Origin of the sequence: Adlercreutzia muris, assembly GCF_008831045.1 — a bacterium.
Taxonomy (GTDB): domain Bacteria; phylum Actinomycetota; class Coriobacteriia; order Coriobacteriales; family Eggerthellaceae; genus Adlercreutzia; species Adlercreutzia muris.
The window spans coordinates 13,176-27,200 of sequence record NZ_WAJS01000002.1; the positions used below are offsets into that span (position 1 = coordinate 13,176).

The 14,025-nt window shown below is 66.4% G+C and carries 10 protein-coding genes; all 10 read right to left on the reverse strand.

The window, feature by feature from the left end; all coding sequences use genetic code 11:
* Window positions 1-7: 7 nt before the first annotated feature.
* Window positions 8-2,602, reverse strand: coding sequence for a U32 family peptidase (locus F8D48_RS00900; protein WP_338071842.1), 2,595 nt, complete (start codon window positions 2,600-2,602; stop codon window positions 8-10).
* A 196-nt stretch (window positions 2,603-2,798) separates the two neighbouring features.
* Window positions 2,799-3,308, reverse strand: coding sequence for a hypothetical protein (locus F8D48_RS00905; RefSeq protein WP_135971499.1), 510 nt, complete (start codon window positions 3,306-3,308; stop codon window positions 2,799-2,801).
* 163 nt (window positions 3,309-3,471) lie between these two features.
* Window positions 3,472-5,670, reverse strand: coding sequence for a transglycosylase domain-containing protein (locus tag F8D48_RS00910; RefSeq protein WP_151429588.1), 2,199 nt, complete (start codon window positions 5,668-5,670; stop codon window positions 3,472-3,474).
* 135 nt (window positions 5,671-5,805) lie between these two features.
* Window positions 5,806-6,801: an argininosuccinate lyase gene (argH, locus tag F8D48_RS00915; protein WP_257475577.1), complete on the reverse strand. Its 996-nt coding sequence runs from the start codon at window positions 6,799-6,801 to the stop codon at window positions 5,806-5,808.
* Window positions 6,750-7,196 carry a lyase family protein gene (locus tag F8D48_RS12055; protein ID WP_257475578.1) on the reverse strand — a complete coding sequence of 149 codons (447 nt, stop codon included), beginning with the start codon at window positions 7,194-7,196 and terminating at the stop codon, window positions 6,750-6,752. Before F8D48_RS12055 ends, argH begins: the two co-directional genes overlap by 52 nt.
* On the reverse strand, window positions 7,196-8,596 hold the full coding sequence (locus tag F8D48_RS00920; RefSeq protein ID WP_151429589.1) for an argininosuccinate synthase: 1,401 nt from the start codon (window positions 8,594-8,596) through the stop codon (window positions 7,196-7,198). Before F8D48_RS00920 ends, F8D48_RS12055 begins: the two co-directional genes overlap by 1 nt.
* A 594-nt stretch (window positions 8,597-9,190) precedes the next feature.
* The gene (locus F8D48_RS00925; RefSeq protein WP_151429590.1) at window positions 9,191-10,426 is read right to left on the reverse strand and encodes an aminotransferase class III-fold pyridoxal phosphate-dependent enzyme; all 1,236 of its coding nucleotides are present in this window, start codon (window positions 10,424-10,426) and stop codon (window positions 9,191-9,193) included.
* 9 nt (window positions 10,427-10,435) lie between these two features.
* Window positions 10,436-11,383 carry an acetylglutamate kinase gene (gene argB / locus F8D48_RS00930; protein ID WP_135971107.1) on the reverse strand — a complete coding sequence of 316 codons (948 nt, stop codon included), beginning with the start codon at window positions 11,381-11,383 and terminating at the stop codon, window positions 10,436-10,438.
* On the reverse strand, window positions 11,380-12,672 hold the full coding sequence (gene argJ, locus F8D48_RS00935; RefSeq protein WP_151429591.1) for a bifunctional glutamate N-acetyltransferase/amino-acid acetyltransferase ArgJ: 1,293 nt from the start codon (window positions 12,670-12,672) through the stop codon (window positions 11,380-11,382). Before argJ ends, argB begins: the two co-directional genes overlap by 4 nt.
* 12 nt (window positions 12,673-12,684) lie before the next feature.
* Window positions 12,685-13,743: an N-acetyl-gamma-glutamyl-phosphate reductase gene (argC, locus tag F8D48_RS00940; protein WP_151429592.1), complete on the reverse strand. Its 1,059-nt coding sequence runs from the start codon at window positions 13,741-13,743 to the stop codon at window positions 12,685-12,687.
* Window positions 13,744-14,025 lie beyond the last annotated feature (282 nt).

The window sequence follows — 14,025 nt, forward strand, 5'->3', positions numbered from 1 at the left end:
GAAACTCCTAGCTCACACCGCGATACAGGTGGCCGCTTGTGGTGTTGGGCATTTTCGCGATGGCGTTGCCGTCGTTTTGGGCCACGTGCAGGGCGCGGATGGCGCGGCCGACAGCATGGGCGGTCTCCTCGGCGTTCATGAGGGTGGCGTCCACCATGAAGGCGGAGATGCCGGCGGCCATGAGCTCGGGCATGGACGAGGCCACGTCCAGCTCCACGGCGTTGTACAGGTGGCTGCGGCCCATGGCATCGGTGATGACGGGGAACTCGAAGCCCTTGCGATCCTTGAGGAAATGGGGGCTCTTGCGGCGGGGACAGGTGGCGCAGTCCTCGTTGCAGGGGCCCTGGCTCATGAGCATGCAGTGCTCGGTGACCATGAGCTCGGTGGCGCCGATGAGCAGCACGCCCAGCTCCAGCGGGGCATCGTGGGCAAGGTCCTCGATCTGGCGCAGGGTAAGCTCAGGGGAAAGCCACACGCGCTCGGCCCCGTACATCTCGCGCACCGTGCGCAGGGCCAGCTCGTTGGTGACGGGCACATGGGCGCCGACGCTGATGAGCGCCCCCTCCTCGTCGGCCCGCTCCAGGGAAGCGAGGCTCTCGGCCATGAGCGGCTTGCCCTCATCGGCGTACTTCCACACGTCGTAGGCCACGGCGGCCTCGCGGGACAGGCCGACGGCCTCGTGATCGACCACGGGCATGATGGGAATGCAGCCCTTGGGATAGCCGGCCTGCTCGGCGGCAATGTTCTTCTGACCGGCGATGACCGCCTCGCCCCGGCGGTAGTTGAGGGTCGGCACGTAGATGAGATGCGCCCCAGCGCGCTTGGCAGCACGGGCGCAGGCGGGGTTGGTCACGGTGACGGCGATGCGGCAGCCGGACGGGTGGGCTGCGGGCAAAGGCTCGCGATTGGCCACCCGGGGCAGGCGGCGATCGGCCCAGGGGGCGTTCAGCGCTGCGGCGAGATCATCGAGGGCCCGGGCCCGCACGCCGTGAAGGGCCGAGAAGCCGATGCCGACCCCGTCGTCCATATCCACCGTGAGCCGCACCAACTGGAAGGGGGTGTTGCCCAAGCGGTCGACGTGGGCCGCCACGTCGTCGAAGGAGACGGGGCGGGTGCGGGCCGTCTCCACCGGCGCGCCCTCGGCGCTGCCCACGGGAACTTCGGGAAGCACCTGGAGACGGCGGGCGATGGCCGCCGTGGCGGCCAGGCCGTCGGCCGTCGCGCTGTCGAGGGCCTCGGTCAGAGAGCCGTCGTCGATGAAGCCGACCTGCCGCAGATCGGCCACCGTCGCGGGGCGGAACTCCACGGCGAGGGGCTCCCCCACATGGAGCGTGGCCACGCCCACGATGGGAACCCGGGGCTCGCGAGCATCATCGACGAAGGCGGCCTCGGCGCTGCGCACGCGAAAGACGCGGTCGCCAGCACGCACCGTGCGCGTCTTGCTGTCGAGAGGGATGTGGTAGCGGCCCTTCCGATCGATGCGCACGGGGCCCAGGGTGGCCACGGCGTTGCCCTTGCGGGTCCAGAATTCCAGCACGTCGCCCTCGGCCAGAACCTGGGAGCTGCTGAGGAAGGCGGCCCCGTCGCGCACCTCGTCCACCCGACCGAGGAACAGACCACGATTGTTGGGGCGCTGGTAGCTCATGATGGCGTTGCCGCGCTCCCCTTCCAGATAGGCTGTGGTGAAGCCGCGGGAGAAGGCCTCGGCCAGGCGCGTGCGGTCATCGTCGGTAACCGGCGCCGTGGGAACGGAGGCCTCGATTGCATCCTCAGTGGCATCTTCGGCCGCCCGGGCGGCCAGGGCGCCGTCGAGGGCCTTGCGGTAGACGGCCACCACGGCGGCCACGTACTCGGGGGACTTCATGCGACCCTCGATTTTAAGGGAGGCCACGCCGGCCTCCACCAGCTGGGGCACCATATCCACCGTGCAGAGATCTTGAGGCGAGAGCAGATGATCGCCCGGAGAGGGCAGGCTCTTCTGCAGCGCGCCGTTCTTCAGCTCGTAGGGCAAACGGCAGGCCTGGGCGCACATGCCGCGATTGGCCGAGCGGCCGCCGATCATAGAGGACATGAAGCACTGGCCGGAATAGCACACGCAGAGCGCCCCGTGGGCGAAGACCTCCACCTCGATGCCCTCCTCGGCCGCGGCGGCGCACAGAAGCGCCACCTCGGGCAGGGAAAGCTCGCGAGCCAGGGTGATGCGCTCGGCGCCCAGGCGGGCCGCTGCCCGCACACCGGCCAGATTGTGGGTGTTCATCTGGGTGGACAGGTGCAGCGATGCCTCGGGCAGCGTGCGGGTGATCTCGGCAGCCAGGCCGATATCCTGCACGATGAAGCCGTCGGCGCCGGCGCGGTAGGCCTGGCGCACGCATTCCAACGCCGCATCTACCTCGCCCGGCAGGATCACCGTGTTCATGGTCACATAAACCGAAACACCGCGCAGGTGCGCATAGGCGCAGGCCTCCCGCAGCGTGTCGATGGTGAAGTTGTCGGCGCCGCGCCGCGCATTGAAGGCCTCGAGCCCCAGGTACACCGCATCGGCTCCGGCCGCCACGGCCGCGTGAAGCGCCGCCTCATTGCCGGCGGGAGCCAATAGTTCCACTTTTCTCACTCTTTTACTCCTCATCATGGGTTCGCCCAAGGAAGTCAGCGAGGGCCCGATAGGTGCCTGGATCTGTGCTAAACCGCGGCCGAGCGTACTTTGTACGTGAGGGTAAGCGGTGAAGCGCAGAGGCAGGTGCCTGTCGGGCCCGCAGCGTCGGCGTCCTCGTCGTTGCGCTAGCAACGACGAAACAAACTTAGTCCTCGTTCAGCTTCAGGGCCTCTTCGTCGGCGGCCTTCAACTGATCGATGCCCTCGTTGTACTTGTCCTGTACCGCCTTGATGCGGTCATCGTAGGTGCCGAAGTCGAAGGGGTGCTCCTCGGTGGCGCTGTCGATTTCCGTGTAGAGATCGACGTAGCCATTGAGCGCATCCTTGAGAGCGGTGCACCCGTCGACGTAGCCCTTCTGGAGGTCCTTCATGGCATCGGGGGTCTCGATGGCCGCCAGATCGTCGATAGCCGCGAAAGCGTCATCGGCCTTGGCGCGCATATTCACGGGATTGCCCTGGGCCACAGCCTCGTCGAAGCCGGCCAGACGTCCGTTCAGATCCTCCATGGCCCGATTCACCTGGGTCATGTAGGTGCGGTTGGCCTGCTGCTGGTCGGTGGCGCCGGTATTCGGCGACATGCAGCCGGCCAAGAGACCGCCAGCCAGAATCACTCCGGCCAGAGCGGCCGTCATGCGCGCGATTGTCTTTCGGTTCATGGGTTCCACTCCCATCGGGCGCCCGCGGGCGCCATCTCGTTTTGCAAAGGGCGCCGCCGATGCCGGCAGCGCCCTCTCAGATTCCATCATCCATCATAGCAGTCGCGGGACGGCTGCGAACCGCACCGTCACGGGATCGCAACAATTCCAAGAGCGGGAGGGTCTAGCCAGCCGCACCGCCGCCATCTCCGCCGGTGTCGGGCGGCGGGGTCGGATCGGGCGTGGGCTCGGGGTCAGGCGTCGGCGTGGGCTCGGGCTCGGGTTCCGGGGTCGGCTCAGGGGTCGGCGTGGGAGCAGGATCGGGCGTCGGCGTGGGCTCGACGGGATTGTTCCCCTCACCCTCCGGGGCCTCGTCGGTCGGCTCCTCGGTTTCCTCGTCCTTCTCCTCGTCCTTATCCTTGTCCTTTTCCTTGCTGTAGTAGCCGCCGATATGATTCTCCTCGTCGCGGTAGTCCTTCTTGTACTGGGGCTTGTCGGCCGTGAAGAACTTCTCGGTCTGGTCGGAGGAGATGACGCGGTCGATGAAGTCGCCGAAGACGCTGGCCGCCGTGGTGCCCGGCGACTTCGCCTCCGAGTAGTCGCTGCGGTCGCCCAGCCAGATGGCCACGGAGTACTGTGGGGTGACGCCGCAGAACCAGCTGTCCTTCTTGTCGTCGGTGGTGCCGGTCTTGCCGCCGGCCTCCTGGCCGTTGGAGGGGCGCGCCGCCTTACCGGTGCCGTTGTCGATGACCACCTCCATGCAGTCGATGGCCGCACGGGCCACTTCCTTGGAGAAGACGCGCTCGCCGGTGGGGTCGGTGTTGTCGACGATGACGTTGCCGTTACGGTCCTCGATCTTCACGATGCACTCGGGATCGTAGTGCACCCCGCCGTTGGCCACCGTGGCATAGGCGTCGGCCATTTCCAGAGGCGTGACTGAGCCGATACCGAGGGTGAGACCGGCCACGGCGGGCATGTCGGAGGTGATGCCCATGGACTTCGCCATCTCGATGACCTTGTCCACGCCCACCGACAGCAGCAGGCGGATGAAGGCGGTGTTCGACGACACGCCGAAGGCGCTCTTGATGGTGCGCGTGCCGTAGTCGGCGCGGTCGTTGTTGTACACCGGCTCGCCGCCCTCGAGCTCCACCTTGCGGCCGGCATCGATGAGCGTTTCGGGATCGATGCCCTCGTTGAGGGCCGCCATCAGGGTGAACAGCTTGAAGGACGAACCGGCCTGCCGGCCCGAGCCGCCCTCGCCGGTGGCCATGTTCACCTGGGAGCTCTCGTAGTCGTGGCCGCCCACGAGCGCCTTGATGTAGCCGTTGTCGGGATCGACGACGGCCATGGACACCTCGAAGGGATCGCCCGCCTCGTCCTCCTTCTCGGCCGCGGCCTCGTCGGCCGCCTGCTGCACGCCCACATCGAGGGTGGTAGTCACCTTCAGGCCGCCCTTGAACAGCTCGGCGGTGGAGTAGGCGTACTTGCCGTCGGGGTTCGTCAGCTGGTTGCGCACGTAGCTGGTGAAGTAGGGGTAGTCCACGATGCCGGTCATGGAGGGCTCGGAGGGATTCAGCTCGATGGGCTCGGCCTTCACCGCATCGGCCTCCTCGGCGGTGATGACGTTGTTAGACACCATGCGGTCGAGCACTGTGTTGCGGCGCTTCAGGCAGTTCTCGGGGTAGTCGATGGGGTTGTTGTAGGTGGGCGACTGGGGAATGCCCACGAGCGTGGCGGCCTCGTTCAGCGTGAGGTCCTTCGCATCCTTCGAGAAATAGCGCTCGGCGGCGGCCTCGATGCCGTAGGCGCCCGAGCCGTAGTTGATGGTGTTCAAGTACATGAGCAGGATCTCGTCTTTGGTGTACTGCTCCTCGAGCTTCTGGGAGATGTACATCTCGCGGATCTTGCGCTTGAAGGAGATGTCGCGCATCTCCTCGGACAGGATGGTGTTGCGCACGAACTGCTGGGTAATGGTGGAGGCGCCCTCGAGCGCGCCGCCCATGAGGTTGTTCACGAGCGCACGGGCCACGCCCAGATAGTCCACGCCGGCGTGGCTGTAGAAGCGCTCGTCCTCGGTGGCCACGGTGCCCTTCAGCACGTACTCGCTCACCTGGTCGAGGGCTACCGGCTCGCGGTTCTCAAGCTGGAACTCGGCGAGCAGCGTGGTGCCGTCGGAGGCGTACACATAGGTCGGCTGGGCCGAGTTGTAGGCATCGGCGTTCTGGTAGTCGGGCAGATCCTCCAGCCACGAATTGCACAGGGTGTACACCCCGAACACGCCTGCGGCAATGGCCAGCACGATCACCGAGATGATACCGAGGATCGGCGCCTTCTTATTCTTCGTCCGAGTGCCGTTGCGGCGCTTCATTGCACGTGAACCCACGAAATACCTCCATCGTTATAGGTGATCGCCATTTTAGCATCGCGCAAGTACGGCCACGAGTTCGGCACATCCTCTCGGGAAAAAGCACAGAGGGCGCCGGGGCAGGACACGGAGCCCCGCCCCGGGACCGAGGCCCTACAGCCGTGCGCAGTCGGCGGCGAGGGCGGCCTCCACCTCGGCGAGCTGCTCGCGCACGGCGGCATGTCCCGTGCCGCCGTAGGTGGTGCGGGCGGCCACGATGGCCGGGAGGTTCAGGCAGTTGACGATGTCGGCCTCAAAGAGGTCGCTTTCCGCCTGGAAGTCGGCGAGCGTGAGGTCCTCCAAATCGCAGCCCCGCTGCTCGCACAAAAGCACCAGGTGTCCCACCACCTCGTGGGCCCGACGGAAGGGCATGCCCTTCTTCGCCAGGTAGTCGGCCACATCGGTGGCGGCCAGGTAGCCCTTCTTCGCTTGGGCCATCATAGCCTCGGGATGCACGGTCATGGTGGCCACCATGCCGGCGGCGCACCGGTAGCAGTCCTCCAGGGTATCGGCGGCGTCCATGGCGCCCTCCTTGTCCTCCTGCAGGTCCTTGTTGTAGGCCAAGGGCAGCGACTTCAGCGTCATCATGAGGGCCATCAGATCCCCCACCACCCGGCCCGACTTGCCGCGGATAAGCTCGGCGAAATCGGGGTTCTTCTTCTGGGGCATGATAGAGGAGCCAGTGGCATAGCTGTCGGCCAGGGTGATGAACCCGAACTCGGCGGTGGACCACAGGATGAGCTCCTCGGCCAGGCGCGACAGATGCAAGCTCGACACGCTGCAGGCGTAGATGAGGTCGAGCAAAAAGTCGCGATCGGACACTGCATCGAGCGAGTTGGGAATGGGACGGGCAAAGCCCAGCGCCGCCGTAGTGGCAAAGCGGTCGAGGGGGTAGGTGGTGCCCGCCAGCGCCGCCGCCCCCAAAGGGCACGCGTCAGCCGACTTCCGCGCTGCGGCCAGGCGCTCGAAGTCGCGGGTGAGCATCCAAACGTAGGCCAGCAGATGGTGGGACAGCAGTACTGGCTGAGCGTGCTGCAGGTGGGTATAGCCCGGCAGGATCACATCGAAGTGCTTCTCAGCCGCTTCCACCAGGGCCTCGCGCAGGGCCAAGGAGCGGCCATGAGGTCGCTCGCCCGCTCCTTGGCGTAGAGCCGCGTGTCGGTGACCACCTGGTCGTTGCGGGACCGTCCCGTGTGCAGCCGCGCCCCCGCATCGCCGATGCGCGTCGTGAGCTCCGACTCGATGGCCATGTGGATATCCTCGCTCTGCTGCACGTCGAAGACCAGCGTGCCGCCCTCTATGTCGGCCTTGATGGCGACCAGGCCCTCGGTGATGGCCGCCGCGTCCTCGGCGCTGATGACGCCCCGGGCCGCGAGCATCTGCCCGTGGGCCACCGATCCGGCGATGTCCTGGGCATACAGCTTCTCATCCACAGGCAGCGACGCCCCGAATTGCTGGGTGAAGGCATCGGCACCTTCGGTGAATCTTCCCGACCAGAGCGCCATTACGCACACACCTTCCCCGCGTCGTGCAGGATATCTTCGGCCTCGTCCACCACGGCCCGACAAGCGGCGTTGGTGGCATCTACGTCGGCGAAGGCGGGCATGCGGGCATCATTGGCGAGCCGATTCTCAGCCCACACCTTGCAGGACAGGCCGTGAATATCGATGAAGCCCTTGGCGGCCTGATGGTCGAAGGCGTCATCGGCATCGTAGGTGGCCAGACCGAAGTCGTAGAGCGAGAACGGGCTCTTGCGCCCCACCACCGTGCAGCTGCCCTTGTACAGCTTCACCTTCACCGTGCCCGTCACGCACTGCTGGGTGTGGCCGAGGAAGGCATCGAGGGCCTCCTTGAGCGGCGAGAACCACAGGCCGTTGTACACCGACTCGGCCCAGGTCTGCTCCAGGGCCAGCTTCTGATGCAGCACGCCCCGCTCCAGGCACAAGTCCTCTAGGGCCTTGTGGGCCTGGATGAGCGTCAGGGCGCCGGGCACCTCGTAGCACTCGCGGCTCTTCACGCCCACGAGCCGGTTCTCGATCATGTCGATGCGGCCGAAGCCATGGGCGCCGGCGATCTCGTTCAGGGCGTAGATGATGTCGAGAAAGGACAGGGGCTTTCCATCCAAAGCACAGGGGATTCCCTGTTCGAAGGCGATTTCCACGTAGGCGGGCGCATCGGGAGCGCTGACAGGATCGGCGGTCATGGTGTAGATATCGGCGGGCGGCTCGCACCAGGGGTCTTCCAGCACGCCGCATTCGATAGCCCTTCCCCACAGGTTGTCGTCAATGGAATAGGGAGCCTCGGTGGTAGCCTTCACCGGCACGCCGTGGACCGCGGCCCAGGCGATCTCATCGGCCCGGCAGCCCAGGCCCCAATCGCGCACTGGGGAGAGAATCTTCAAGGTGGGGTCCAGCATGAGCACGGAGGACTCGAAGCGCACCTGATCGTTGCCCTTGCCGGTGCAGCCGTGGGCCACGTACTTGGCACCGAAGGCGTGGGCCACCGCCACGAGGTGCATGGCAATGAGGGGACGCGACAGAGCGCTCACAAGCGGGTACTTGTTCTCGTACAGGGCATTGGCCGCCAGCGCGCAGGTCAGGTACTCGTCGGCAAAGGCCTCCCGCATGTCGATGACCGCGCAGCCGATGGCGCTGGTGGCCAGGGCCTTGGCCTTCACCGCCTCCAGGCCGTCGTGCTCCTGGCCCAGATCACCCACCACGGCGATGACGTCGAGGTCGTAGGTTTCCTGGAGCCACTTGATGCACACCGACGTGTCCAGGCCGCCGGAATAGGCGAGCACCACCCGCTCTTTCTCGCCGGGAGCGGGCTGAGCTGTGATGTGCAGGGCATCATGGAGGGACGAGGAGGCGTTGCTGTTGGATGCGGCGGACGTGTTGCTGGTCATGATCGGGCCTTTCTTACGAGATGGGTATGCAACGGCACTGCCCGGCTCGCAAAGGCGCGATTCAAGAATGGAATGGCAAGGGATACACCACGGCAATCTCGCGGACCCGGACGGGCCGCTTGCGGTCCGCCGGAAACGATGACGGACCGAAGGGGCGCACAGGCCCCACAGTTCGTCTGCGTTACGCGCGTCGGCGTCGCAGACCGCGGCTACGTCGGCGTCGATCGGCACCGGCCGTGGTGAAGAGAGAGGGGGAGACAGGACGCAGCACAGCCGCGGCGCTGGCGCCGGCGGCTGTTTCGCTCTGAGCTGCTGCGTGCATCATGAACCTGTTCCTCTCGCGGGTGCGCGGCCATCCGAGTTATGGGGCCGGTGGCCCCTGGCCGTGCAACTGGCGGCTATTATGCCCCAATTCCTGAGCCGTCAACCCAGAATTAGGAAAAATATGGGGAAACGGCGCAAATTCATTGTGCAGAATGCTGTGCATTTGCACAAAAAATTGTGGCTTTTACCTGGCAACTTGCGCGGGCAAAAGGAAGCGCGGCCCTGCTTTTTGTGCAGTGCCGCGCTTCGGAATGCCAAACTGTACAGGTTTTACAGCAGCGCGCCCAGCTTATCGACGAGTGCGTCCACATCTTCCTTGGAGCAGATGAGAGGAGGCAGGAAGCGCAGGGTGGCCGGACCGGTGGCGTTCAGGACCAAGCCCTCCTCCAAGCCCGCGGCGACGATATCGGGGGCGGCGGGGGCCTCATGGGTCAGATCGATGCCGTTCATGAGCCCGAAGCCGCGCACCTCCTGCACGTGGGGCAGCGCTGCCAGGCGCTCGCGCATATAGGTGCCCACCTCCTGGATACGGGCCGCCGTGCCCGGGGCCAGCAGGGTGGAGAGCGTGACGTGGGCCGCGGCCATGGCGATGTTCGAGCCACCGAAGGTGGTGCCGTGATCGCCCGGGGCGAAGGTGTCGGCGATAGAGGCGCGGGCCGCGCAAGCGCCGGCCACGATACCGGAGGCGATGCCCTTGGCCATGGTGACGATATCGGGCAGCACATCGAAGTTCTGGAAGCCGAAGGGCAAGCCGGTGCGGAAGATGCCGCTCTGCACCTCGTCGCAGATCATAAGCGCCCCGTGCTCGGCCGTGAGCCGGCGAATGGCACCGATGAACTCCTCGGTGCAGGGGTGCACGCCGCTCTCGCCCTGGATGCACTCGATCATGACGGCACAGATGCGGTCGCCCTGGGTTTCGAACAGGCGCTCCAGAGCCTCCACGTCGTTGATGGGCGTGGCGGTGAAGCCGGCGGGCAGGGGCTGGAAGGCCTCCTGCTTGGCGGGCTGGGCCGTGGCGGCCAGGGTGGCCAGAGTGCGGCCGTGGAAGCTCTTGGCCAAGGTGACGATGAGGCGCGGCGCGAGCTCGGCGTCCTTCCCCGCCTCTTCAGTGCGGCGGCGGGCATAGAGGCGGGCCAGCTTGATGGCGCACTCGTTGGCCTCGGCGCCGGAGTTCGCGAAGAAGGTCTTCCACACCTCGGGGTGTTCCACGTCAACCTCGGCGTTCAGCATGCTCGACAGTAGCTGCGCCACTTCTCCGCGGTGCTCGATGTAATAATAGTTGCTCACGTGGATGAGCTTGGCGGCCTGATCGCTCACGGCAGCCGCGATGGCGGGGTGACAGTGGCCGAGGCTGCATACGCCGATACCGGAGAGGAAGTCGAGATATTCCTTCCCCTTGTCATCGATCAGCGTCATGCCGTGGCCTTCCACGAATTCCACGGGCTTGCGGGCGAAGGTGCCCATCACGTATTCAGATTCCAGGGCCATTTCTCGGGCGAGGGTCATAAGGGGCTCCTAACGGTTCTCGATGAGCTTGGCTGCGAACTTGCCGACCGGGGACAAATTCAGGCATTGGGACGAGGCCAGGCCGGTGACCATGGTACCCATGCCGGAGTCGGTGAGCATTTCCAGCAGGAGGGCGTGGGGCACCTTGCCGTTGATGATATGGGCGCCGTTCACGCCGGATTCCAGGGCGCGCACACAGCTCGTGAGCTTGGGAATCATGCCCGAGGCCAGCTTGTCGCCGCGGATCATGGCCTCGGCTTCCCCCAGCGACATCTCGGCGATGAGCGAGGCCGGGTCGGGGTAGTTCTCGTAGAGGCCGTCCACGTCGGTAAGGAAGATGATCTTGTGGGCGCCGATGGCCGCGGCGATGTAGCCAGCGGCGATGTCGGCGTTCACGTTGTAGCAGCCGCCGTCCTCGCCGATGGCGATGGAGGCGATGATGGGAATGTAGTCGTCGGCCACCAAGTCCTCGATGAGGGGCGTGTTGATGCGGGTGATCTTTCCCACGCGCCCGAGGGCGGGACTGGCCTGCTCGGCCACGATGACGCCGGCGTCGGTGCCGGAGATGCCCACGCCCATGTTGCCGTGGGCGTTCATGGCCTCCACGAGCTGCTGGTTCACTTCCCCGGTGAGCACCATGCGCACGAGGTCCATGGCCGCCTCCGTGGTGACGCGCTGGCCGTCCACGAACTCCACGGGGATGTCGAACTGGTCGAACACGCGGTTGATGGCCTTGCCGCCGCCGTGGACGAGCACCGGGTTGATGCCGATGATCTTCAGCAGCACGATGTCGGCCATGACCTCGGCGGCCAGCTCCGGGTTCTCCATGGCCGAGCCGCCGTACTTGATGACGATGGTCTTGCCCGTGACCTGCTTGATCCAGGGCATGGCCTCGTAGAGGATTTCGCCGGCGGTAGAGGAAACGCCCTCGGCGCGGGCTTGCATGGCGTACTTCATGAGCGGTAGTCTCCGTTGATCGTCACGTAGTCGTGGGAGAAGTCGCAGGTCCACATGACCGCCGACTCCTCCCCCGCATGCAGGTCCACTTCGATGGCCACCTCAGGCTCCTCGAAGCGACGCAGCGCCTCTTCCTCGTCGAAATCGACCACGAGGCCAGCACGGCATACGGGCAGCCCCAGTATATCGATATCCACGTCCTCCTGGTTGAAGCGGGCCCCCGAACGTCCGAGGGCGGCGGCAACGCGGCCCCAGTTGGCATCGTGACCGTACACGGCCGTTTTCACGAGAGGGGAATTGGCCACGGTGCGGGCGGCCGCGTCGGCGTCGTCGGCCGTAGCCGCCCCGCGCACGGTGACGGTGATGAGGCGCGTGGCCCCCTCGCCGTCGGCGGCCATTTCGCGAGCGAGGGTGGTCGTGAGCTCGTCGAGGGCCTCTTGGAAGGCGGCGAAGGCCGGAGTGCCCGGAGCGAACGTCGGGCCGCCCGGAGCCGCCGCGCCCGAGGCCAGGGCGAAGCAGGTGTCGTTGGTGGAAGTGTCGGAATCCACGGTGACCTTGTTGAAGCTGCGGTTCACCGAGGCGGTGAGGGCCGCCGACAGGTCGGGCGGGGTAAGGGGCGCATCGGTGGTGATGACGGCGATCATGGTGGCCATGTTCGGCATGATCATGCCGGCCCCCTTGGCCATGCCGCCCACGGTGAACGTGGCGCCCGGATGTCCGATGCCGTCGCCCGAGAAGGTGACGGCGCCGTGCTTGGGGCGCGTGTCGGTGGTCATGATGGCCCGGGCCGCCGCGAGGCCCTGAGCCGCGCGCGCTTCGGGCCCGTCGGCCGTGGCCAGGGCCGCGAGAGCCGCCGGCACGCCGGTGGCGAAGGGCTCCAGGCGCAGGTGTTGGCCGATGACGCCCGTGGAGGCCACGAGCACCTCGTCGGCCGGACAGCCCACAGCCTCGCCCACCAGCTCACAGGTCTCGCGGGCCGCTTCCAGGCCGCGCTCGCCGGTGGCGGCGTTGGCGATGCCCGAGTTGATAACCACAGCCCGGGCGCAGCCGTAGGCCGGCTGGCCGGGCGCGCCCTCGTCCAGATGCTCGCGGGACACGCGCACCGGGGCGGCGCAGAACACGTTGGTGGTGAAGGTGGCCGCCGCCGCGCAGGGCTCGTCGGCCACCACGAGAGCCATGTCGAGCCGCTCGGGATCGGGACGGAAGCCCGCATGGGTGCCGATGGCACCAAAACCGAGGGCGCTGGCAGCGTTGCCCTCGGGATGATAGGTGAAGGTGGTCTCTGCCATGGGATTCGCTCCTTAGACGGGGTTGGCGATCTCTTCTAAACCGCAAGTTTCGGGCAGGCCGAACACGATGTTGGCGCACTGCACGCCCTGACCAGCGGCGCCCTTGCCCAGGTTGTCGATGGCGCCCGTGGCCACGATGAGGCCCGCGGGGTGCACGGCCACGCCCACCTGAGCGCGGCAGGTGCCAGCCACCGAGGCGGTGCGGGGCTGCACGCCGGCATCCATGACGGACACGAGGGGGCTTGCCGCGTAGAAGTCGCGGTAGAGGGCCACGAGCTCTTCGGTGCTGGGAGCAGCGCCCAGGGCCAGCGGCAGCGTCACCGTGGACAAGAGGCCGCGGTTCAGCGGGGCCAGGTGCGGGGTGAACACGAGGCGACCCTGCACCCCCAAGATCTGCTCGATCTCGGGGGTGTGGCGGTGGGTGCCCACGCCGTAGGCCTCCATGTTCTCGTTGGCGAAGCAGAAGTGCGTGCGCTCGGTAGCCTTCTTGCCCGCGCCGGTCACGCCGGACACCGCATCGGCCACCACGGGCGCCGCAGCGTCCACGAGCCCCGCGCGGATAGCGGGGGCGGCGGCCAGGGACGTGGCCGTGGGGTAGCAGCCGGCGCAACCCACGAGCACCGCCTCGCTGGCCGCGCGGCGCTCGGCCGCGGCGGCCAGCTCGTCGCCGGTGAGCTCGGGCAGGCCGAAGGCGGCCTGGGCCAGAAGCTCGGGCGCGGTGTGGGGCGCGTACCACTGCTCGTAGACGGCCGGATCCTTCAGACGGAAGTCGGCCGACAGGTCGATAACGGTGACGCCGGCGGCGATGAGATCGCCGGCCACGGCCATGGCGGCCTTGTGGGGCACCGCGAGGAACGCCACGTCGCAGGCGGCCAGATCGGTCTCCTCGTGAGTGGAGAACGCCAGGTCGGTCACGCCGATGAAAGCCGGATAGGCCTTGGCGATGGGGGTGCCAGCCAGGGCATCGGAGGTGGCGGCCACCAGCTCGAACTCGGGATGCCGTGCCAGAAGGCGCACTAATTCGATGCCGGCAAACCCGGCCGCTCCCACAACTCCCGCTTTATAGGTCATAGCGACTCCATTCCTTGGGCTGCCCATGCGTTCCGCATTTTCTTGAGCGCATGCACAAAGATGAGCTTTTCGGTTGCTCTTTCATAATACTCCACCAGCAAGCCTCGGGGGAAGTTGTCGCGAAAAAGGGCAATTTCAGGCGCTCTTTCAGCGAGCAGCAGCTCACTCGACGCGTTTTTGTCCAAGGCTGTGAACTGGGAAAACACAGAGAAATATCAGCTGAATGCCCACTTTTTCATCGGGACAAAAACGCGTCGAGTGAGCTAAACGACCCCCTTCTTG

Excerpts from the sequence above, each read along its gene's own strand:
- F8D48_RS00905 (WP_135971499.1), bottom strand. The coding sequence starts at position 3,308 with ATGAACCGAAAGACAATCGCGCGCATGACGGCCGCTCTGGCCGGAGTG.
- F8D48_RS12055 (WP_257475578.1), bottom strand. The coding sequence starts at position 7,196 with ATGGCGCTCTGGTCGGGAAGATTCACCGAAGGTGCCGATGCCTTCACC.
- F8D48_RS00920 (WP_151429589.1), bottom strand. The coding sequence starts at position 8,596 with ATGACCAGCAACACGTCCGCCGCATCCAACAGCAACGCCTCCTCGTCC.
- F8D48_RS00925 (WP_151429590.1), bottom strand. The coding sequence starts at position 10,426 with ATGACCCTCGCCCGAGAAATGGCCCTGGAATCTGAATACGTGATGGGC.
- argB (WP_135971107.1), bottom strand. The coding sequence starts at position 11,383 with ATGAAGTACGCCATGCAAGCCCGCGCCGAGGGCGTTTCCTCTACCGCC.
- argJ (WP_151429591.1), bottom strand. The coding sequence starts at position 12,672 with ATGGCAGAGACCACCTTCACCTATCATCCCGAGGGCAACGCTGCCAGC.
- argC (WP_151429592.1), bottom strand. The coding sequence starts at position 13,743 with ATGACCTATAAAGCGGGAGTTGTGGGAGCGGCCGGGTTTGCCGGCATC.